17 protein-coding genes are annotated in these 21528 nt (G+C 37.3%); 14 read left to right on the plus strand and 3 right to left on the minus strand.

The features are described from left to right. Positions 1–589: 589 nt before the first annotated feature. Positions 590–2347, minus strand: coding sequence for a 30S ribosomal protein S12 methylthiotransferase accessory factor YcaO (gene ycaO, locus ABN236_RS01255; RefSeq protein WP_349473195.1), 1758 nt, complete (start codon positions 2345–2347; stop codon positions 590–592). A 228-nt stretch (positions 2348–2575) separates the two neighbouring features. Between ycaO and ansB the strand changes: the two genes are divergently transcribed. Further along, entirely contained in the window at positions 2576–3613 is a 1038-nt protein-coding gene (gene ansB, locus ABN236_RS01260; RefSeq protein WP_349473196.1) for an L-asparaginase 2, read from the plus strand. Between the two features lie 68 nt (positions 3614–3681). Here ansB and ABN236_RS01265 read toward each other — a convergent pair whose 3' ends face one another. Then, the gene (locus ABN236_RS01265; protein WP_349473197.1) at positions 3682–5112 is read right to left on the minus strand and encodes an MFS transporter; all 1431 of its coding nucleotides are present in this window, start codon (positions 5110–5112) and stop codon (positions 3682–3684) included. A 136-nt stretch (positions 5113–5248) separates the two neighbouring features. Between ABN236_RS01265 and serC the strand changes: the two genes are divergently transcribed. The 12 genes from serC (at position 5249) to ABN236_RS01325 (ending at position 19372) form a co-directional block, all read left to right on the plus strand. After that, positions 5249–6337, plus strand: coding sequence for a 3-phosphoserine/phosphohydroxythreonine transaminase (gene serC, locus ABN236_RS01270; RefSeq protein ID WP_349473198.1), 1089 nt, complete (start codon positions 5249–5251; stop codon positions 6335–6337). A 197-nt stretch (positions 6338–6534) separates the two neighbouring features. Further along, positions 6535–7821: a 3-phosphoshikimate 1-carboxyvinyltransferase gene (gene aroA, locus ABN236_RS01275; RefSeq protein WP_088493294.1), complete on the plus strand. Its 1287-nt coding sequence runs from the start codon at positions 6535–6537 to the stop codon at positions 7819–7821. 311 nt (positions 7822–8132) lie between these two features. Then, the gene (gene cmk, locus ABN236_RS01280) at positions 8133–8819 is read left to right on the plus strand and encodes a (d)CMP kinase (RefSeq protein WP_100159572.1); all 687 of its coding nucleotides are present in this window, start codon (positions 8133–8135) and stop codon (positions 8817–8819) included. A 173-nt stretch (positions 8820–8992) separates the two neighbouring features. After that, a complete protein-coding gene (gene rpsA / locus ABN236_RS01285; protein ID WP_006537421.1) occupies positions 8993–10666 on the plus strand; it encodes a 30S ribosomal protein S1 in 1674 nt (557 codons plus the stop codon). A 64-nt stretch (positions 10667–10730) separates the two neighbouring features. Next, a complete protein-coding gene (ihfB, locus tag ABN236_RS01290) occupies positions 10731–11018 on the plus strand; it encodes an integration host factor subunit beta (RefSeq protein WP_006537420.1) in 288 nt (95 codons plus the stop codon). A gap of 548 nt (positions 11019–11566) precedes the next feature. Then, positions 11567–13804 (plus strand): DNA internalization-related competence protein ComEC/Rec2, encoded by a 2238-nt coding sequence (locus tag ABN236_RS01295; RefSeq protein WP_349473412.1) that lies wholly within the window; start codon positions 11567–11569, stop codon positions 13802–13804. Between the two features lie 36 nt (positions 13805–13840). Continuing rightward, positions 13841–15586, plus strand: a complete 1746-nt coding sequence (gene msbA, locus ABN236_RS01300; protein ID WP_088493292.1) for a lipid A ABC transporter ATP-binding protein/permease MsbA — start codon at positions 13841–13843, stop codon at positions 15584–15586. After that, the gene (gene lpxK, locus ABN236_RS01305; RefSeq protein WP_318619656.1) at positions 15583–16572 is read left to right on the plus strand and encodes a tetraacyldisaccharide 4'-kinase; all 990 of its coding nucleotides are present in this window, start codon (positions 15583–15585) and stop codon (positions 16570–16572) included. Before msbA ends, lpxK begins: the two co-directional genes overlap by 4 nt. Positions 16573–17100: 528 nt before the next feature. Continuing rightward, complete coding sequence (locus ABN236_RS01310; RefSeq protein ID WP_023581324.1) at positions 17101–17316, plus strand: cold-shock protein; 216 nt, start codon at positions 17101–17103, stop codon at positions 17314–17316. A gap of 415 nt (positions 17317–17731) precedes the next feature. After that, positions 17732–17911 (plus strand): Trm112 family protein, encoded by a 180-nt coding sequence (locus tag ABN236_RS01315; RefSeq protein WP_004244593.1) that lies wholly within the window; start codon positions 17732–17734, stop codon positions 17909–17911. A 4-nt stretch (positions 17912–17915) separates the two neighbouring features. Further along, a complete protein-coding gene (gene kdsB / locus ABN236_RS01320) occupies positions 17916–18677 on the plus strand; it encodes a 3-deoxy-manno-octulosonate cytidylyltransferase (RefSeq protein ID WP_088493290.1) in 762 nt (253 codons plus the stop codon). 206 nt (positions 18678–18883) lie between these two features. Beyond that, positions 18884–19372, plus strand: a complete 489-nt coding sequence (locus ABN236_RS01325; RefSeq protein WP_349473199.1) for a hypothetical protein — start codon at positions 18884–18886, stop codon at positions 19370–19372. Between the two features lie 177 nt (positions 19373–19549). Here ABN236_RS01325 and elyC read toward each other — a convergent pair whose 3' ends face one another. Further along, positions 19550–20380 (minus strand): envelope biogenesis factor ElyC, encoded by an 831-nt coding sequence (gene elyC / locus ABN236_RS01330; RefSeq protein WP_194952151.1) that lies wholly within the window; start codon positions 20378–20380, stop codon positions 19550–19552. A 374-nt stretch (positions 20381–20754) separates the two neighbouring features. Between elyC and cmoM the strand changes: the two genes are divergently transcribed. After that, entirely contained in the window at positions 20755–21528 is a 774-nt protein-coding gene (cmoM, locus tag ABN236_RS01335) for a tRNA uridine 5-oxyacetic acid(34) methyltransferase CmoM (RefSeq protein ID WP_088493288.1), read from the plus strand.

Raw genomic sequence — 21528 nt, forward strand, 5'->3', positions numbered from 1 at the left:
ATGGTCGCTCATTAGAATCCCGTTTTTAGTGCGTAAAAACCCGCTATTTTAGCTATAACTATTTGATTAATAGAATAAAAAAATTTTTTAAAAATTATCAAAAAATTTTAGACTAGCTGGATAAATAAAGTAAAAAGTAAATATAAAGTATTATTTAAACCCCGTATGTTAAGAATTAAAAATCAAATTTAACGCCTTATTTACTTTTGCTATAAATATAAACATTACTTTATTTGTGGTTAATCTTTATTGATTACTCCAGACATATATCCATTATAAAAATAAGGTTTTTTAATTTTTGGGATCTGGTTAAACAAATAGCAATTTAAACTAGAATTAAGTGCTATTCTTAGTGCAAAAGTTCAATATGTATTTATAGTGTCATATTAAATGCCTTAAATCGTCACTTTTGCCATATTTTGACAATTTTGTCAGGTGGCAAATTTGTCATATTGACAAATCTGTCAATATTTTATTTTTAGCAAAATAAAACACTCTACTTTTCAATAGAGTGTTTCAATTTAAATACGCGCTTATTATTCAATTAAAATTAATTATTATTTAATAAATAACCTTAAACAAAATAGGCTTATTTAGTCGATTGACGTTTTGCTTTCTGTAATTTCTCATAGGCTGCCAGTAACGACTGATGAACAGGTAAATTAGCTAAGTCAGGATCAATAGTTTGTAATCCGTAAAATGCTTGTTTACCTTGCATTGCGTTTAAGGCCGCTTGTAATGTTTTTTCGCCATACATACGGGAAAATGCGTGCATATATTGTGCTGGTTCACGTTCAGTCTCTTGTTGTAATAATAAGAGATTATGTAAACAGCGATAATAGTTTTGACGATCCGGCGTAAATAAAGAAGCATTAAAATCTTGAGTCCATTCAACCCAAACAAGCGCTTGATCAAGATCGCCGCCTGCAAGCGCTAACATTGATTTTAATTCGCCTACACGTAAATGGCTCCAACCATTATCTTTACCCGGAGCAATACCAATCATCTCTCTGATACGTGTAAAGTCGTCTAAGCCATCTTCATCAAACTGACCAATAAGTGAAAGGTACTCTTCTTGAGTGCCTTGGCTTGTTGGTAGCGAAAGAATAGTGTCGCGCCAATGTACACCCATGATGTTATTGGCTAATTGTAAATCTTCAGCAGGATAAATATCTGATAAACCAGGCACTAAAATACGGCAAGCGTAAACTCCTAAGTGTGAGTAGTCCATGATATAGACTTCTGCATCGCACTGTTGGCAAAGTGACATTAAGGTATGGAACTCTTCTTCTGTTGTACCACTGAAGTTCCAATCAGCAAATGCGTAATCAGCATCTTTCTTAAAGAGATCCCAACTAATTAAACCGCTTGAATCAATAAAGTGTGTTTCAAGATTAGTGTGATCACCGACTTCTTCATCATCAAAGCTTGGCGGATTAAAGACATCGAGATCTTTAAGACTACGGCCTTGTAATAGTTCAGTGACAGTACGCTCTAAAGCCACACCAAAATCAGGGTGAGCACCAAAAGAGGCAAAGCATGTACCATTTTGTGGATTGAATAACACGACACAAATAACAGGGAATTGCCCCCCTAAAGATGCGTCAAAGCTAAAGATTGGGAAACCTTCTTGCTCTAATGTTTCAATTGCTTCAATAACAGCAGGGTAGCGAGCTAAAACTTCTTTAGGAATTTCAGGTAAGCTAATTCTTTCGGTGATAATGCGATTTTTTACATAACGTTCAAAAACTTCAGACAGTCCTTGAACACGCGCTTCATTCTTTGTATTCCCAGCTGACATACCATTAGATGCATATAAGTTAGCAATAATGTTTACAGGAATATAAACAGGCTTTTCATCAGACTGACGTATAAATGGTAGTGCGCAAATTCCGCGATCATGATTACTTGATTGTAAATCAACTAACTCACTACCGCATAACTCACCTTCAGGATCATAAAATTCACGTAAACGTGCATCTAATAAGCCCGCAGGAACAGAATCATCTTCTGTTAGTGGGAACCATTTTTCACTTGGATAGTGAACAAATTCACCTTCTGCAATATCAGCACCTAGCCAGAAATCAGAGAAGAAATAATTGGTCGAAAGACGCTCAAAGTATTCGCCTAATGCGGAAGCTAATGCTGCTTTTTTGCTAGCACCTTTACCGTTAGTAAAACATAAAGGGCAATCTTTATCGCGAATATGAACAGACCAAACGTTAGGAACAGGGTTTAACCATGAAGCTTCTTCAATGTTAAATCCTAAGTCGGTTAATTTTTGCTGAAAGCTAGCGATAGAATCTTCCAGTGCGGCATCTTTGCCAGGAATAAATGTTTGTGACATGGCAGGTTTCATCAATATTTTGCTGGTGATAGTTAGGGGCACATGATACTGAAATCCCCTGTAATGCACTAATAATTTCTCTCATTTACCCAAGGCTAACTATATTTATCACTCATAATTTATTTGATATATGAATTTTTTTAATAAATTCGTTTGATTTATCACGGAATTAATAATTTTAAATCATCATAATTGGATTTATTTATAAACTCATAAGGGATCAGTTCGATGATGAAAAAAACATTGCTCGCCAGCCTGTTAGCTGTAATCAGTGGTTCTGCTTTTGCCTTACCTAATGTCACCATTTTAGCAACAGGTGGCACAATTGCTGGTGGCGGCGATTCAGCAACAACATCAAGCTATACAGCAGGTAAATTAGGCATTGATACATTAATTAATGCAGTGCCTGAGGCTAAAAAAGTCGCTAATTTAAAAGGCGAGCAAGTCGTGAATATCGGCTCTCAAGATATGAATGACCAAGTATGGCTTAAGCTGGCTAATAAAATTAATGCAGACTGCGATAAAACAGATGGCTTTGTGATCACTCATGGTACAGATACCATGGAAGAAACAGCCTATTTCCTTGATTTAACCACTGCATGTAAAAAACCTGTCGTTATGGTGGGTGCAATGCGTCCTGCAACAGCATTAGGTGCCGAAGGCCCTTTAAATCTATTTAATGCTGTTGTGATTGCGAGCGATAAAGCCTCTGAAGATCGTGGTGTATTAGTAACCATGAATAATGCAGTTATCAGTGGTAAAGATGTTGTGAAAATGAACACGACTGAAGTTCAGGCATTCCAGCCCGTTAACGCAGGTGCTCAAGGTTACGTACATAACGGTAAGGTTCATTATTACACTGCCGCATTACCTTGTGCAGATAAACCTGTATTTGATGTCAGTAAACTGACTGAATTACCAAAAGTTGGTATTGTTTATAACTACTCCAATGCTTCTAATTTACCAGCAAAAGCCTTTATTGATAATGGCTATAAAGGTATTGTCAGCGCGGGTGTTGGTAACGGCAACTTATATACTGATATTTTTGATACCTTAGCCGATGGTGCCAAAAAAGGTGTGGTTATTGTGCGTGCAAGCCGTGTACCAGTAGGCTTTACTACACAAAATGGTGAAGTTGATGATGCAAAATATGGCTTTGTTGCATCAGAGCGCTTAAACCCACAAAAAGCGAGAGTGTTATTACAATTATCTTTAACACAAACGCAAGAGCCTGCGAAAATCCAAGAGAATTTCGAAAAGTATTAATTTAAAAGAGTTTGAATAATAACAAGGCCTCATTAATGAGGCTTTGTTATTTGTAAAGAGTGAAATGGCTAATTTGTTTTAGCTCGAGAGACAACAACTCTTGCTGTAAAGAAAGCAATTAATGGCGTTATTGCAAAAACAATAAAGAGCCAATGTGCAGCATTTTGAGCGCCTATCATTCCACCCGGATCTGTTAACCCTGCCATATTAACCACCGTCCCTGAAATAGAGGCTCCAACAGCCGTTGAAAATAATTGGATAGTCGTAATAGATGTCGCTGCTTTTTGAGCTTCTTGCCCTTGAGAGACATGCAATACACGAGTTAAATAATGGGGCCATGCCATACCAATTCCGGCACCTGTAAAAAAGAGGGCTATACAAATAATGATAATTTGCCCATAAGGTATGGTTAAAACATTAGAGATAAATAAACCAAGGATCACAATGGCTGAAAAATTAATCATTGGGCCAAAACGCATTAATCTCTGAGCGGTAGATTGTTTACTTGATGAAGACATAATGGCAGAGAAAGACCAACCCGCACCAACTAATGCCGCTAAATAACCCGAAAGTAGAGGAGTAATGTTATGGATAATTTGCAAGAAATAGGGCACAAAGACTTCTGTTTGTACGCTGATCCCTAATAAAGCCATGGTGAGATATATTGGTGCTAATGGTGCAGAAAAAGAAAATGTTCCTTTAGGAAATAAGCCATTATTTGATTTTTTATCAATATTGACTAACAGTAAAATAAAGATCAAAGCAAATATAAAGGATAAGGCGTTATATAAAATAACGTTATAAAGACTACCAATAGAAATAGATAATACAGCGAGCATTAATAAAATAAGCTGTTGATAAGGTAACGGCGCTTTGGCGACAATATTATCAGCATTATTTTCGGTAGGAAGAATAGTAAATAATAAAATAGCGTAAGGAATGCCTACAAATAAAATAGACCAAAATGCGCCACGCCAAACATCATATTCAGCAAATATTCCACCCAGTGCGGGACCTAATAGTGTCGATATTCCCCACATACTAGACATTAACGCCATGGCTCTGGACCAAAGTGGTTGAGGAAACATGACTCGAACTAAAGAGTAAGCAAGTGCCAGCAACATTCCTCCACCAGCGCCTTGAATAAATCGCCCTAAAAGCAATATCTGCATTGAGGGTGCTGTTGCACAAATAACAGAGCCAGCTAAAAAGCAAATGGTGGCAAAAAGATAACTATTGCGAGGTGCAAATGCACTCAGTAATCGTGAAGTTAATGCAGAAGAAAGAATTGAAGCCAGAATAAAAACAGTGGTGTTCCATGCATATAAATTAAGCCCACCAATATCACGTACAATTGAAGGTAGTGTTGTGATCGTAATATAGACATTAATTGCGTGTAATGCGACGCCTCCTGCTAAAGCGAGCGATTTTAGACTATTTTTTCCATGAAGAAGCATTCCCCAGCTCGCTTCTTCTTTTTTATTTACACTCCCCGACATAAAACACTCCTAACCATTATTTTTACGCGCTGCATATTATGCGTTAGTTCACAATAATCATTGCGCCAATTTAACGGGAATGATACAACCGATAAAGGTCATTTTGTAAAAACATATTCAGATAGGGTGAATTTGAATGAGTCAGGTATATAACTTTAGTGCAGGTCCGGCTATGTTACCGGCAGAAGTCCTTCGTCGTGCAGAATTAGAATTATGCAACTGGCATGAGCTTGGGCGTTCGGTTATGGAAATTAGCCACCGCAGTAAAGAGTTTCTTGAAGTTGCTCATCAGGCAGAGCAAGATCTTCGTGATCTTCTTAATGTGCCAGAAAACTACAAAATTCTTTTTTGCCACGGTGGTGCTCGAGGTCATTTTGCTGCTTTACCTCTCAATTTATTAGGCGATAAAGCAAGCGCTGATTATATTGATGGTGGTTATTGGGCTAAAAGTGCAGCCGAAGAAGCTGAAAAATATTGTTCGCCAAATATTATTAAAATTAAAACAGAAGTTGATGGCAAAATTGGTGTTAAACCAATGAAAGAGTGGCAATTAAGCGCTGATGCAGCTTATGTGCATTATTGCCCAAATGAAACCATTGATGGTATTGCCATTCATGAAGAGCCTGATTTTGATGACAGCAAAATTGTTGTTGCTGACTATTCATCTTCTATTTTATCTCAACCGATAGATGTTAGCCGTTTTGGTGTTATCTATGCGGGTGCACAAAAGAATATTGGTCCTGCGGGTTTAACTATTGTCATTATTCGTGAAGATCTATTAGGTAAAGCACGCAAAGAAACACCTTCAGTATTTGATTACACAGTGCTTGCTGAAAATGATTCTATGTTTAATACACCACCTACTTTTGCTTGGTATTTATCAGGTATGGTCTTTAAGTGGCTGAAAGAGCAAGGTGGTTTGCAAGAGATGGCAAAACGTAACTATGAAAAAGCAGCACTTCTTTATAGTGCAATTGATAATAGTGATTTTTATATCAATCGTATTGCCACAGAGAATCGTTCACTAATGAATGTGCCTTTCCAAATGTCTTCTCCTGAACTGGATTCAGTATTCTTAAAAGAGGCGGAAGCACAAGGTTTAGTCGCATTAAAAGGTCACCGTGTATCAGGTGGTATGCGTGCTTCAATTTATAACGCAATGCCATTGGAAGGTGTTCAAGCATTAGTCGACTTTATGGCTGATTTTGAACGACGCCATGCGTAATCAATAAAATTTAGAATAAGAAAGCCTGCTTAAAATACAGGTTTTCTTATTTATTCAATCTTTAAGATGTTAATAATTAAAATTGAATTACCGAGTACAGAATTAATAAATAAAAATATAAGTACCTAAATAATTTTATATTTAATTAAATAACATCCTCGCTTAATTTACTTGTTTATTGGAGTTTTTACCTGTTTATGGAATCGTTAACATTACAACCTATCGCTCATATCGAAGGTGTTATTAATTTACCAGGATCAAAAAGTGTCTCTAACCGTGCGTTGTTATTAGCGGCTTTAGCCAAAGGTAAAACTCGTCTAACCAACTTATTAGATAGTGATGATATTCGCCATATGCTTAATGCATTAAAAGCCTTAGGTGTGCAATATCAATTATCAAATAACAATACGGTATGTGATATTGAAGGACTAGGTGGCGAATTTAAAACAAATTCCCCGTTAGAACTCTTCTTAGGTAACGCAGGTACAGCAATGAGACCATTGGCGGCCGCATTAAATCTCGGTCAGCATGATATTATTCTTACTGGCGAGCCTCGTATGAAAGAGCGTCCAATTGGGCATTTAGTTGACGCTTTACGTCAAGGTGGCGCAAAAATTGACTACCTTGAACAGACTGATTATCCACCAATTCGCTTACGTGGTGGTTTTTTAGGTGGCAATGTTGAGGTTGATGGTAGTGTTTCTAGCCAGTTTTTGACTGCTTTATTAATGATGGCACCTTTAGCAGAGCAAGATACGATCATCACCATTAAAGGTGAATTAGTATCAAAACCTTATATTGATATTACCTTAGCGTTAATTAATACCTTTGGTGGGAAAATTGAAAACCAAGACTACCAGCGCTTTGTTATAAAAGGTGGCCAGCAATATCAATCACCAGAAAAGTATCTTGTAGAAGGCGATGCTTCATCTGCTTCTTACTTTTTAGCTGCGGCTGCCATTAAAGGTGGCACTGTACGAGTTACAGGTATTGGCAAAAACAGCTTACAAGGGGATATTCATTTTGCTTCTGTGCTTGAAAAAATGGGCGCCAAAGTACGCTGGGGTGAGGACTATATTGAGTGTGAGCGTGGAACGTTAAAAGGCATTGATATGGATATGAATACTATCCCTGATGCAGCAATGACCATTGCTACCACGGCTCTTTTTGCTGAAGGCGAAACGGTGATCCGCAATATTTACAACTGGCGTGTAAAAGAAACTGACCGATTAGCGGCAATGGCTGCCGAGTTACAAAAAGTGGGTGCGATTGTTGAAGAAGGGCACGACTACCTAAAAGTAACACCACCAAAACAGTTAACCACTGCGGATATTGAGACTTATAACGATCATCGTATTGCGATGTGCTTTTCGCTGGTGGCACTTTCTGATACACCAATTACTATTCTTGATCCGGGATGTACCGCAAAAACCTTCCCTGATTATTTCGAGAAATTAGAAACACTTTCTCAACGTAATAATTAATATGAAAATCACTAATTAAAATGAGTCAAAATTAAATCAGTTAAATCGGCAGTATTGGGCTTTTTGAAGAACAATTCTGCTGATTTTTTATTATAATTAGGCTAATTTTTTCTCAAAAATATCCATCTCGAAAAAATAATCTTAAATAAGACTCTTTAGTGCTTAACTGCTTGTTTCTTCCTATACATTGTATGCGTATAATGACGCGCATATATTAATACTGTTTTTCTCTGTTTGAATACTATGCCTATTATATCAATGTAATAGAGCAACAAACACAGAAATGCAGTGCCCACGAAAAGGAGAAACTCATGGCGGTTATCGTCCCTGTTATAACTGTTGATGGGCCTAGCGGAGCAGGTAAAGGAACATTATGCCAAGCATTAGCGAAAGCATTTGGCTGGCATTTACTCGATTCTGGCGCTATTTATCGTGTATTGGCATTAGCAGCTTTACATCATCATGTAGATATCACCTCCGAAGATGCTTTAGTACCTTTGGCGGCAAATTTGGATGTGCGTTTTATTCCTAATGAGAATGGCTTAAATGTCATTCTTGAAGGTGAAGATGTTTCAACTGAAATTCGAACAGAAACAGTTGGGAATACGGCATCACAAGCTGCAACTTTTCCTCGAGTAAGAGAAGCATTATTACGTCGCCAACGCGCATTTCGTACAGCACCGGGCTTAATTGCTGATGGTCGAGATATGGGCACAATTGTTTTTCCTGACGCTCAAGTGAAAATATTTTTAGAAGCGAGTGCTGAAGAGCGCGCGCGTCGTCGCATGTTACAGTTGCAGGAAAAGGGCTTTAATGTTAACTTTGAGCGCCTTTTATCCGAGATAAAAGAACGCGATTACCGTGACCGGAATCGCGCTGTTGCGCCACTTGTTGCGGCGAAAGATGCATTAATTCTCGATTCTACAAGCTTGTCTATTGACGAAGTCATTGAAAAATCGTTGACTTATGCTAAAAAAAATCTGCAATTATCAGCGTAATTAATTTTTATTTCGTTTATACTAGGTAATTATCAAAATCGGGTTGACGTGTTAATGAAAACACAACAATGCCCGATGACCTTGTCACAAAGGATGTAACGAGGTATGTGAAACAACCCCATTCGGCCGGATGCTAAATGGACGTTAATTAAATTTACTTGAAGATCATTAACATGACAGAATCTTTTGCTCAACTCTTTGAAGAATCCCTAAAAACAATCGAAACTCGTCCTGGCGCTATCGTTCGCGGCGTTGTAGTTGCTATCGATAAAGACGTTGTTCTGGTTGATGCAGGTCTGAAATCAGAATCTGCTATTCCTGTAGAACAATTCAAAAACGCTCAAGGCGAATTAGAAATCCAAGTGGGCGACGAAATTGATGTTGCTCTGGACGCGGTTGAAGATGGCTTCGGTGAAACCGTTCTGTCTCGTGAGAAAGCTAAACGTCACGAAGCGTGGCTGATGCTGGAAAAAGCTTACGAAGAAAACGAAACTGTTGTTGGTATCATCAACGGTAAAGTTAAAGGTGGTTTCACTGTTGAACTGAACGGCATTCGTGCGTTCTTACCAGGTTCACTGGTAGACGTTCGCCCAGTTCGCGATACAACTCATCTGGAAAACAAAGAGCTTGAGTTCAAAGTCATCAAATTAGACCAAAAACGTAACAACGTTGTTGTGTCTCGTCGTGCGGTTATCGAATCTGAAAACAGCGCAGAACGCGATCAGTTATTAGAAAACCTGCAAGAAGGCATGGAAGTTAAAGGTATCGTTAAGAACCTTACTGACTACGGTGCATTCGTTGATCTGGGCGGTGTTGACGGCTTACTGCACATCACTGACATGGCTTGGAAACGTGTTAAACACCCAAGCGAAATTGTCAATGTTGGCGACGAAATCACTGTTAAAGTCCTGAAATTCGACCGTGAACGTACTCGCGTATCATTAGGTCTGAAACAACTGGGCGAAGATCCATGGGTAGCTATCGCTAAACGTTATCCAGAAGGTACTAAACTGACTGGTCGTGTAACTAACCTGACTGATTACGGCTGCTTCGTAGAAATCGAAGAAGGCGTTGAAGGTCTGGTACACGTTTCTGAAATGGATTGGACTAACAAAAACATTCACCCATCTAAAGTTGTTAACGTTGGTGATGTTGTTGAAGTTATGGTTCTTGACATCGATGAAGAACGTCGCCGTATTTCACTGGGTCTGAAACAGTGCAAATCTAACCCATGGCAGCAGTTCGCAGAAACTCACAACAAGAACGACCGTGTTGAAGGTAAAATCAAGTCTATCACTGACTTCGGTATCTTCATCGGTTTAGACGGCGGTATCGACGGTCTGGTTCATTTATCTGACATTTCTTGGAATGTTGCAGGTGAAGAAGCAGTTCGTGAATACAAAAAAGGCGACGAAATCGCTGCTGTAGTTCTGCAAGTTGATGCTGAACGTGAACGTATCTCACTGGGCGTTAAACAATTATCAGAAGATCCATTCAATAATTACCTGTCTGCTCACAAAAAAGGTGCTATTGTTTCTGGTAAAGTAACTGCTGTTGACGCTAAAGGCGCAACTGTAGAATTAGCTGACGGTGTTGAAGGTTACCTGCGTGCTTCAGAAGCTTCACGTGACCGCGTTGAAGATGCAACTCTGGTTCTGAATGTTGGCGAAGCTGTAGAAGCTAAATACACTGGCGTTGACCGTAAAAACCGCGTTATCAACTTATCTGTTCGTGCTAAGGACGAAGCAGATGAGAAAGACGCTATCGCTTCTGTAAACAACAAAGAAGAAGTTGGTTTTTCAAACAACGCTATGGCTGAAGCTTTCAAAGCAGCTAAAGGCGAATAATTTAAGTTATTAACGGAAGGCAACGTTAATCGTTGCCTATTTATCGGTAGTTTAGGGAGGTAATATGACCAAGTCTGAGTTAATCGAGAGACTTGCAGGCCTACAATCTCATCTTTCGGCTAAGACGGTTGAAGAAGCTGTAAAAGAAATGCTTGATCATATGGCTGATACTTTAGCTGATGGTGAGCGTATCGAAGTCCGCGGATTCGGCAGTTTTTCTCTACACTACCGTGCGCCGCGTACGGGTCGTAACCCGAAAACTGGTGATAAAGTAGATCTGGAAGGTAAATACGTTCCACACTTTAAGCCAGGTAAAGAGTTACGTGACCGTGTAAATATTTATACGGAATAATAACTCCTGTCGAAATGGCACGATGTTAGTTAACTTTCTCAAAAACGGTACTTAGGTGCCGTTTTTTTATTACCTATTATTATCACTTATTATCATTTTTAGTTTATTTTTCTGCTCCCTAATTTTTCAATCTTCAATCTCAATTCTGGATTGAATGATTCGTTCTATTAATTTTATCTCGCTAGCCCCTTTCTTTTTTATTACTTTATTCTGCTTTGATTTTAATTTCTCTATTTAATTACCTATATCACTTAGTTGTTTTGCTTTTTACGAGTTTCTTCTCAAAACTTATTGTATGTAACAAGAGATCTTTTTCTTTTTATAAAGCATCACTAAAAAACGACCTAAAAGCCTATCTTTAGCTAAATGATAACATCATGATATTTAAAGAATGATTGTTGGAAAGGATGCTAGAAATGATTTTATTGAATCGGGTGATAAAATTTTTTGAATTAAAGATGGTATCAATAAAACATAGGTGCTTTCATTCAGCTTATTTTCAAAGGCTCTATTTCACAAAGTTAACTTTAGATAATATTGCTTTGGCAATGATATTAGGCTGCTTACCTTTATTAGTTCAACATACACTTTTTAGTCAGACTATTTATTCTATTATTATTCTTGTTGCACTATTTCTATTATTTATTCCTTTTTGTTCACTTCGCTTTTCAGCGATAGTTCTGTTTTTTTGGGTTTATTCAAATATGGTCGCGTCATCGTTAATGACGAGAACAGAGCAGTTTGCTGATAATATGGCAACATTTGAAACCACGATTATGGAGTATCGCCAATTAACAGATGGCAATATTATTATCAAAATACCAATTACGAAGAAGACGCTCTTTTCATCATCTGTTTATACAAACGTGTATTGGCGAAATCCGCCTAAAAATATAGCTGTGGGACAATATTGGAAGTTTAAAATTCAATTTAGAGCTGTACATAGTTATTTAAATGAAGGTGGGTTTGATAGCCAAAAATATGCCGTTTCTATGAAGGAAACATTAACGGGTAAGGTGATGACAGCAAAGTTTATCCGAGATGATATATCACTACGTACTCAACTTATTCAGACAATCTCAGCTCATTGGCAAACTGCAAAAAATAAAGGTGAAATTATTGCTTTAGTCTTAGGTGATAAGCGATATCTCGAACCTGAGAAAAAAGATCTCTATATGAAAACAGGGGTTGCACATTTAATTGTGATATCGGGTTTACATATAGGTTTAGCTGCCTTTTTTGGTTGGGTTATTGCAAGAGGCATTCAATTTTTTTTCCCTATCAGATGGATTAATCCAAGATTTCCATTAGTTATAGCTTGGCTATGTGGTGTTTTCTATGCTGCGTTATCAGGTTGGGGAATACCAGCAATAAGAGCCGTTATTGGATTAACAGTTTGGGTGATTTTACATTGGGGGAGTCGATTATTTTTACCTTGGCAATGGGCACTGTGGAGTGCTGCACTTATTCTTATTGTTGAGCCTCTTTCTATACTTTCAGCCAGTTTTTGGCTTTCATTTTCTGCTGTATTTGCCATTATCTTTTGGTATTGGATGTACCCATTAAAAGCTAAATATAACCATCAAAAACGGTGGTTTATTTTAAGGTTGGTACATTTACAATTTGGTTTATTAATTATTTTATTACCATTTCAATTATATTTATTTAATGGTGCTAATTTTTTTAGTTTTATCGTTAACTTATGGGCGGTTCCTATTATTTCTTTTATTACCGTGCCATTAATAATGCTCGGATTATTGACATCCTCTCTCTCATTTTTACAACCAATCATTTGGCACTGGGTTGATCTTTCTATTAACCTTGCTTTTGGCTGTGCTTCCTTATTTTTACCATATTGGCAAAATAGTGGTGCCATTCCTTTATTATTAGGATTTTTGGGGATTGGAATTATTTTAATTATAAAAATGTCATGGTGGCGTCATCATTTTATTTGCATTGTGGTTATTGGTGCTATTTTATATTGTGAATTCGTCGTCTCTTCACGTTATCAATGGCGAATATCTATGTTAGATGTTGGACATGGGTTGGCGGTTATTCTTGAAAAAGAAGGGGAGGTGATTATTTATGATACGGGAATGCGTTGGAAAAATGGAGGTTCGATTGCAAAGAGTGTCATCATTCCTTATTTAAGACATCACCGACTCACGCCAGTTGCATTGATCATTAGTCATGATCATCTTGATCATACAGGGGGAATGGAAGATTTAATAAAAACTTATCCTAATTTAAGTATTCGTAGTAGTTTTGACGATCCTTCGCATTTACCTTGCTTAAGTGATAAATCATGGCAGTGGAAAGGTCTGCAATTTGATGCATTGTGGCCGCCGAATAAATTAAGCTCTCCGAAAAACAATCAATCCTGTGTGATTAATGTTAGTGATGGGAAAAACAATATTCTACTAACTGGAGATATAGAAAAAGAAGCTGAAGCTCAATTAGTAAGAGTAAAAAAAGAACAACTAAAAGCAGATGTCTTACAAGTTCCTCATCATGGTAGTCAAACATCATCCACATTGATGTTTATTCAAGCAGTATCACCAAAATTTGCACTTGTTTCTGCTGCTCGTTATAGCCCTTGGCGTTTGCCTTCTGATAAAGTACATCATCGTTATAAAAAAGAAGCTATTAATTGGCTAACAACCTCTATTAGTGGGCAAATTTCTATCGAGTTTAATCAAGATAATATTGATGTATTTACCTATAGGCGAGATATTTTGCCTCGTTGGTATCATCAGTGGTTTGGTGTTTTGACGTTTCCCGAGTAGAATGACCGGCTAATTATTAAAAGTTTGGTAATATATATGAATGATATAGATCTATCAACGTGGCAAACATTCCGCCGCCTATGGCCAATGATCCGGCTTTTCAAAGCGGGTTTGATCACTGCTGCAATTGCATTAATCATCAATGCGGGCGTGGATGCATTTATGATTTCTTTATTAAAACCACTTCTTGATGAAGGTTTTGGTAAAGCCAGTAATGACGTATTAAAATGGATGCCTTTTGCCGTTATTGGACTGATAGCTCTGCGTGGTATATCTAACTTTATTTCAAGTTACTGTCTTTCTTGGGTCTCTGGGAAAGTTGTAATGAATATGCGTCGCCGACTGTTTTCTCATATTATGGGAATGCCGGTGAGCTTTTTTGATCAGCAATCAACAGGGACTTTACTCTCTCGTATCACATACGATTCAGAACAAGTTGCCTCTTCATCATCAGGTGCATTAATTACTGTTGTACGTGAAGGTGCCTATATCATCGGACTATTTTGTTTGATGTTTTATTATAGCTGGCAATTATCCCTGATCCTTATCGTTATCGCACCTATTGTTGCTGTTGTTATTCGTATAGTATCGACTCGTTTTAGAACGATCAGTAAACGTATCCAAAATAGCATGGGACAAGTGACAACTAGTGCAGAACAAATGCTAAAAGGGCATAAAGAAGTTCTGATTTTTAATGGCCAAGAAGTTGAAAATAAACGCTTTAACCATGTAAGCAATCATATTCGCCGTCAAGGTATGCGTATGGTTGTCGCATCATCAATTTCAGATCCTATTATTCAGATAATCGCTTCTCTTGCGTTAGCATTTGTCCTGTATGCAGCAAGTTTCCCTGAGATAATGGATACATTAACAGCAGGTACAATTACAGTTGTCTTCTCCTCGATGGTTGCATTAATGCGTCCATTGAAATCACTGACTAATGTGAATGCTCAATTTCAGCGCGGTATGGCTGCTTGTCAGACTCTCTTTGCTATCCTCGATATGGAGCAAGAAAAAGACACTGGTAAGCTTGAACTGAAAAAACCAACTGGCGATATTGAGTTTCGTAATGTGACTTTCCAATATGTTACAAAAGATACACCAGCACTGAAAAATATGTCATTTACTATCCCAGCGGGTAAAACTGTTGCATTAGTTGGACGCTCAGGCTCTGGTAAGTCTACGATTGCAAACTTGATCACACGTTTTTATGACATTAATGAAGGCGAAATATTAATTAATGGTCATGATATTCGTGAATACACATTGAAATCTTTGCGTAATCAAGTCGCGTTGGTTTCTCAAAATGTGCATCTTTTTAATGAAACCGTGGCAAACAATATCGTCTACGCATGTGAAGATTTGTATACCCGCGAAGATATTGAAAAAGCAGCGAAGATGGCACATGCGATGGATTTTATCCAAAAAATGGATAAAGGCTTAGATACTGAAATTGGTGAAAATGGTGTGTTACTTTCAGGTGGACAACGTCAGCGCATTGCAATTGCAAGAGCGTTATTACGAGATTCACCGATCCTTATTCTTGATGAAGCAACATCAGCGCTAGATACAGAATCAGAGCGTGCTATCCAGTCAGCACTTGATGAATTACAGAAAAACAGAACCTCTTTAGTGATTGCTCACCGTTTATCAACTATTGAAAAAGCGGATGAAATATTAGTTATTGAAGACGGTGAAATTGTTGAACGTGGCGCACACCTTGATTTGATTGAGAAACAAGGTATTTATGCACAACTTCACAGGATGCAATTTGGCAAATGATTGAACGGATTTGGTCTGGTAAATCTTGGTTTTATATCCTATTACTTCCATTTTCATGGTTGTATGGTGCGATAACACTGTTAAGGCGTTTTGCATATCAGAAAGGATGGTTAGCATCATGGAAAGCGCCTGTTCCTGTTGTGATTGTTGGCAATTTAACTGCTGGCGGGAATGGTAAAACGCCTGTTGTGATATGGCTTGTTGAGCAATTAATACAGCAGGGATTTAAACCAGGTGTTGTCTCTCGTGGTTACGGCGGGAAATCAGACCATTATCCATTACTTTTAACATCCGATACAACACCTGCCATGGCAGGTGATGAACCTGTGTTGATTTATCATCGAACAGGTGCTCCCGTTGCGGTTGCACCTAATCGACGAGATGCAGTAAAAGCGCTATTAGCTCAACATGAGCTTGATGTGATCATCACTGATGATGGTTTGCAGCATTACGCATTACAGCGTGATTATGAAATAGTTGTCATTGATGGTCAGCGCCGATTCGGCAATGGTTGGTGGTTACCAGCAGGCCCTATGCGAGAGCGTGCAGGGCGCTTAGATTCTGTGGATGCAATTATCGTTAATGGTGGAATAAGCCAGAATAATGAAATTGGCATGGCGCTGGAAGGTGATACTGCAGTTAATCTTAAAACAGGAGAAAAAAAACCAGTTCAGCAAATTAAAAAGGCTGTTGCTATCGCTGGAATTGGTCATCCTCCTCGGTTTTTTAACTCTTTACATGAAAAAGGGATAGAGTTAATCACAACAAAAGCATTTAGTGATCATAGTGATTATAGTGCTCAAGAATTACAGGATTTAACACCTGACTTAGAGCCCCTTATTATGACAGAAAAGGATGCTGTGAAATGTCAGCATTTTGCACAAGATAATTGGTGGTATTTACCCGTTAGCGCTGAATTAAATAGTCAATCTGTGCTAAAACAAGTCAGCAATTTAATTTACGGCTCGAAAAAAACTTGTATCTGATCTGAAACAATGATATTTATAGTGGAAATCAGGATAGCGTTACATAAAAGATTACCTACCTACAGTCGCATATCGCTTTTGTCGTAGTTCAATTTAATTCGCCACTACCCTATCTACTCAAAAGCCTTGTGTGGAGAGTTTGTGGATCTTGAATGTAGGATTAATATTTTGTGCAGTGAATAGCATCAGCTTTTGTGCACAATGGATGGTAGAAACCATTTTTAATGGTAACTAATTATCTCTATATTCGGTTATCTTTTTTATCAGTGCGCAATAAATATCAGCATGTCATCTTTTTGTCATATTGATACTGTAAATATTTATTGAGCTTTATGATATTTATTAAGCGATATTTATTAAGCTTGGCTATCACGATTTTGAACATTTATATTGAATAATAAAATGCACTACTTAAATTAATGTGTTCAGAATTTAATTGGGGTTTTATATAAGAAGACTTAATAAAAAGTAGGATGCATTTGTATAGGAAAATAAAACTATACAAAGAACAAAAGGAGTTTATCTATCATGACATTACAATTAAGAATGGGTCGCGTAAAATGGTTCGACAATAACAAGGGTTATGGTCTTATTGTTGCAAGAGATATTGAACAAGAAGTTTATGTCAATAAAAAAGCGATTGCCAATACAAAAAATAAAGCATTAACAGAAGGTCAAGACGTTGAGTTTTCTGTTATCAGAACAGCAGCAGGTTTAGAAGCCGCTGATGTTATCGGATTTTAAATAAGGCTTAGCCTTGTTAAAGATGTAGATAAAACGATAGTTTAGCATTAAGATTAAATTATCGTTTATGCCTATTTTGAGGTAGGTAAGCCACAATAGTTTACCACCAAGTCGAATAAGTAATATAAAAGAGTCGTTTCGTTAATTAGAATGCAATAAAGATAATAAAAAGGTTAAATTATTATCAATAAAAGCTGAATGTAATTCTTTATTAATGATGTTGCAGACTCAACGATAAAAAGCCACATTAATGTGGCTTTTTTGTTGCTTATAGTAAAAGAGAAAATAATAAATTTATTAATAACTAAAATAATTTTCGAATTATCACTAAACGAGAGGTTTTGAGTATTAACGCTGATCATTCCTTATGATATCCTTTTGCCATATAAAATGATTAACCCTTGAGAGGGACAAAATGGATCACCGCTTACTCGAAATTATTGCTTGCCCAGTTTGCCACGGCAAACTTATCTTTGATAAAGAAAATTCAGAGCTTATCTGCAAAATTGATCATTTAGCTTATCCTGTTCGTGACAATATCCCCGTTCTTCTGGAGAATGAAGCAAGAGAATTATCACTAGAAGAGGAAAAGTAACTTCATGTTCACGGTCATTATCCCTGGTCGATATGCATCGACCCGTTTACCGGGTAAACCCCTCGCGGATATTCATGGCAAACCTATGATTGTTCGTGTAATGGAACAGGCTATGCGCTCTGGTGCAAACCGTGTCATTGTTGCAACTGATAATTTAGATGTTGTTGCAGCAGTTGAAAAAGCAGGCGGAGAAGCCTGTATGACTCGCGAAGATCACCATTCGGGTACAGAGCGTTTAGCGGAAGTCATTGAAAAATACAAATTTGCGGATGATGAGATAATCGTTAACGTACAAGGTGATGAGCCTCTTATTCCACCTGCGATTATTACTCAAGTAGCCGAAAATTTGGCGAGTTGTGGTGCAGGAATGGCAACATTAGCAGTGCCTATTGTTGACTCAAAAGAAGCTTTTAATCCTAATGCGGTGAAAGTCGTGATGGATGCAAAAGGTTTCGCACTTTATTTTTCTCGTGCAACCATTCCTTGGGAAAGAGACCGTTTTAATTTATCACATGATGAAATTGGTGAACATTATCTTCGCCATATTGGCATTTATGCTTATCGTGCAGGCTTTATACGTCGATATATTACTTGGGAGCCAAGCCCATTAGAATCTATTGAAATGTTAGAGCAGCTGCGGGTGCTGTGGTATGGCGAAAAAATCCATGTTGCAAAAGCATTAGAAGTTCCGGGTGTAGGTGTAGATACTCAAGATGATCTTATTGCAGCCAGAGCTGCATATCGAGCACTTAACCAAGAGTTCTGATTTGTTAACAGTGACAAATAAATTCTAACGGCACTTAAATTAAGTGCCGTTTTTGTATTTATGCAATCTACATTTTACAGCAATTCTTACTTATTAAGTTAACTAACCCTATGATAAATAAAGTTTGTCTGAAAAGTGAGACCTGCTATCTGTAGTAAGCGTTATTTATGCTAGTGTGTCGTTAGGTTTATTAACTTAGTTTTTATATGACGATACGATATTCAGGTAGGTTTCAAGAATTCCCCAACGATAATTTTATTGCGCATACATATGATTTCTTTATTGATGAATTTAATTTTATTTTGTTTTTTACTCAAATTAACATTATGGATAAAGAATATCTTTGTTATCGAAGTGAAGAAGCTGGGTTTGAAATTATAGATAACTGTTATGATTTAAAATTTGATAGAAAAGAAAATTTTCTTAATGAAACATATTATAAGCCACCAGAAAAAGGAATGTGTTCACGGAAATTTCATTTTCAAAAAGAATTAACTGAAGCATTAGAAATGATAATTACTCTTCATTGTAAGATATATGCTTCTAAAGCATATTTGTTTATTGCAGAAAATCATAAATTGAAGCGCTATTATGATAGAATTTTACAGGCTTTGTCTGTTGAAGTAGTAACAATTATTACTAATGATATTGGAGAAACGGGGAGAGGATATGCTATCAAAACACGATATTTCTAAATTGAAAAAAATGAGTGTAATGGAACGTAAAATAGAAGCGATGCGTCAGCTTAAGTCTTCCTATGATCAGGCAAACAAAAGTAATTTGATCTCTTCTCGTACAGTAAAAAATAAATAAATTCTAACGGCACTTAATTTAAGTGCCGTTTTTGTATTAGCCAGCAAAAATATTTCTAATTATTGGTTTTCTTCTTTATCAGACTGATGACTTTCATTTTCAGGAATAGTGGCGGGTTGTCCGGCAGGTTTTACTGATTGCCACACCGACCCCAAAAACTCATACCATGCACGTTCACTGTGTTGAAAATAAGTCGCGGAAGGAAAATATTTTTCCCAAGGATGTAATGGTGAAGAGATAGCCAATTGGTTAGCTGGTGCAACGATTGGTTTCATTCCTCGTGCTAAAAAGAAACGTTCCGCACGTGCTAAATGATTGGCAGACGTTACAAGTAAAAATGGTTTCTTACCAATTAATTTATCAACTTCATAGGCTTCTTCTTCAGTATCTTTTGGTGTTGATAATGCGATAGTTCTCTCGGCAGGTACACCCAAAGATTGCGCCACCTGAGCCGCTACCTCTGCACTACTTATCTGGTTAACACCAGCACCACCTGTAAAAATCATTATCGCATTAGGATTGCGATAATAAAGCCTTACACCTTCAGCAACACGAAATAAACTATTGTTAAGAAGATTAGAACTGGGTGCCCAATCTGGGTTATAAGTAAATCCACCACCTAAAACAACAATGTAGTTCACATCTTGTTGCGAATTTTCTCGTAATTCATAACGAGCTTGATACTCTTTTTCACTTGGCATTAATAGTGTATCAGCAACAGGTTGTATGCCTAAAATAGTTAGCAGAACAAGCACAACAGTGAGTAGGCTTTTTCCTGTTTTTTGCCAACGAGTAAACCAAAGTAGTGCTAATGCAAAAAAGGCGATTAATAAGAGCAAAGGCAGGGGCATCAGAAAGCCTGCAACATATTTTTTGAGCAAAAACAGCATAAATCATCCTAGATTGAGTGAAATACATGCAATTGATAGCGAAAGCTTAGTGAAAACTAGGGGAATTCCAAGACATTGTGTCAAAATAGCTCATCAACAACGTTTCACTAAGTTTTTATCAATAGAAATAAAGAACCGTTTAATTATTTATAAAACGATAAACGTTTGAACGTTAATTTTTTCATTAATAAGCGTTATATTTATACTGCGCTTTGCGAATAATCTGATTCATGACTTATTTCTTTAGAGAAAACAGTCAGTATCATAGAACACTGGTAAAATTGCCGTCTTTATTTATGTACAGTGTCTCATATTTTTGAATTTATCAGAACGCAAAGAGCGCAAGTAGTAAGTTGTTATCATGAGGCGTTTTAATGTCAGATCGTAATTTTGACGATATTGCAGATAAATTCTCCCGCAATATCTATGGCACAACAAAGGGTAAAATACGTCAAGCAGTGATTTGGGAAGATTTACAACAATTATTGACCCTTTTACCTAACCGAAGTTTGCGTATTTTAGATGCAGGTGGGGGTGAAGGTTATTTCTCTCGTCAGCTTGCTAAATTAGGACACCAAATTATCTTATGTGATTTATCACAAGAGATGCTTAATCGTGCACAAGAGGCTGCGGTTGAAGAGGGTGTTGTCGAGAACATGACGTTTATTTGTTGTGCAGCTCAAGAGATCAAAGAGCATATAGATGAAAGGGTTGACTTAATTCTATTTCATGCAGTATTGGAATGGATCACGGATCAGAAAGACGCTGTAAATGTTCTTACCGATATGTTGTTACCTAATGGTATCTTATCGCTAATGTTTTACAACGCGAATGGCATTGTCATGAGAAATGCGATTTTAGGAAATTTTCATCTGGCAAATCCTGAGATCCCTCGTAGAAGAAAAAAATCGCTATCACCTCAAAACCCATTGCAACCAGAAGATGTCTATCAATGGTTAGATGAGTTTTCAATGACAATATTAGGAAAAACGGGTGTCCGCGTTTTCCATGATTATTTGCAAAGTCGTCAGTTACAAAATAAAGATTTTCCATCGTTGCTTGCATTAGAGCAACGATATTGTCGGCAAGAGCCCTATATCAGTCTGGGGCGTTACATTCATGTCATGGCACAAAAGCGTGTAAATTAA

Origin of the sequence: Proteus sp. fly-1013 (genome assembly GCF_040140245.1) — a bacterium.
GTDB classification, from domain to species: Bacteria; Pseudomonadota; Gammaproteobacteria; order Enterobacterales; family Enterobacteriaceae; genus Proteus; species Proteus mirabilis_B.

Bases quoted from the DNA above. Each gene is read 5' to 3' on its own strand.
- ycaO (WP_349473195.1), bottom strand. From the start codon at position 2,347: ATGTCACAAACATTTATTCCTGGCAAAGATGCCGCACTGGAAGATTCT.
- ansB (WP_349473196.1), top strand. From the start codon at position 2,576: ATGATGAAAAAAACATTGCTCGCCAGCCTGTTAGCTGTAATCAGTGGT.
- ABN236_RS01265 (WP_349473197.1), bottom strand. From the start codon at position 5,112: ATGTCGGGGAGTGTAAATAAAAAAGAAGAAGCGAGCTGGGGAATGCTT.
- serC (WP_349473198.1), top strand. From the start codon at position 5,249: ATGAGTCAGGTATATAACTTTAGTGCAGGTCCGGCTATGTTACCGGCA.
- aroA (WP_088493294.1), top strand. From the start codon at position 6,535: ATGGAATCGTTAACATTACAACCTATCGCTCATATCGAAGGTGTTATT.
- cmk (WP_100159572.1), top strand. From the start codon at position 8,133: ATGGCGGTTATCGTCCCTGTTATAACTGTTGATGGGCCTAGCGGAGCA.
- rpsA (WP_006537421.1), top strand. From the start codon at position 8,993: ATGACAGAATCTTTTGCTCAACTCTTTGAAGAATCCCTAAAAACAATC.
- ihfB (WP_006537420.1), top strand. From the start codon at position 10,731: ATGACCAAGTCTGAGTTAATCGAGAGACTTGCAGGCCTACAATCTCAT.
- ABN236_RS01295 (WP_349473412.1), top strand. From the start codon at position 11,567: ATGATATTAGGCTGCTTACCTTTATTAGTTCAACATACACTTTTTAGT.
- msbA (WP_088493292.1), top strand. From the start codon at position 13,841: ATGAATGATATAGATCTATCAACGTGGCAAACATTCCGCCGCCTATGG.
- lpxK (WP_318619656.1), top strand. From the start codon at position 15,583: ATGATTGAACGGATTTGGTCTGGTAAATCTTGGTTTTATATCCTATTA.
- ABN236_RS01310 (WP_023581324.1), top strand. From the start codon at position 17,101: ATGACATTACAATTAAGAATGGGTCGCGTAAAATGGTTCGACAATAAC.
- ABN236_RS01315 (WP_004244593.1), top strand. From the start codon at position 17,732: ATGGATCACCGCTTACTCGAAATTATTGCTTGCCCAGTTTGCCACGGC.
- kdsB (WP_088493290.1), top strand. From the start codon at position 17,916: ATGTTCACGGTCATTATCCCTGGTCGATATGCATCGACCCGTTTACCG.
- ABN236_RS01325 (WP_349473199.1), top strand. From the start codon at position 18,884: ATGACGATACGATATTCAGGTAGGTTTCAAGAATTCCCCAACGATAAT.
- elyC (WP_194952151.1), bottom strand. From the start codon at position 20,380: ATGCTGTTTTTGCTCAAAAAATATGTTGCAGGCTTTCTGATGCCCCTG.
- cmoM (WP_088493288.1), top strand. From the start codon at position 20,755: ATGTCAGATCGTAATTTTGACGATATTGCAGATAAATTCTCCCGCAAT.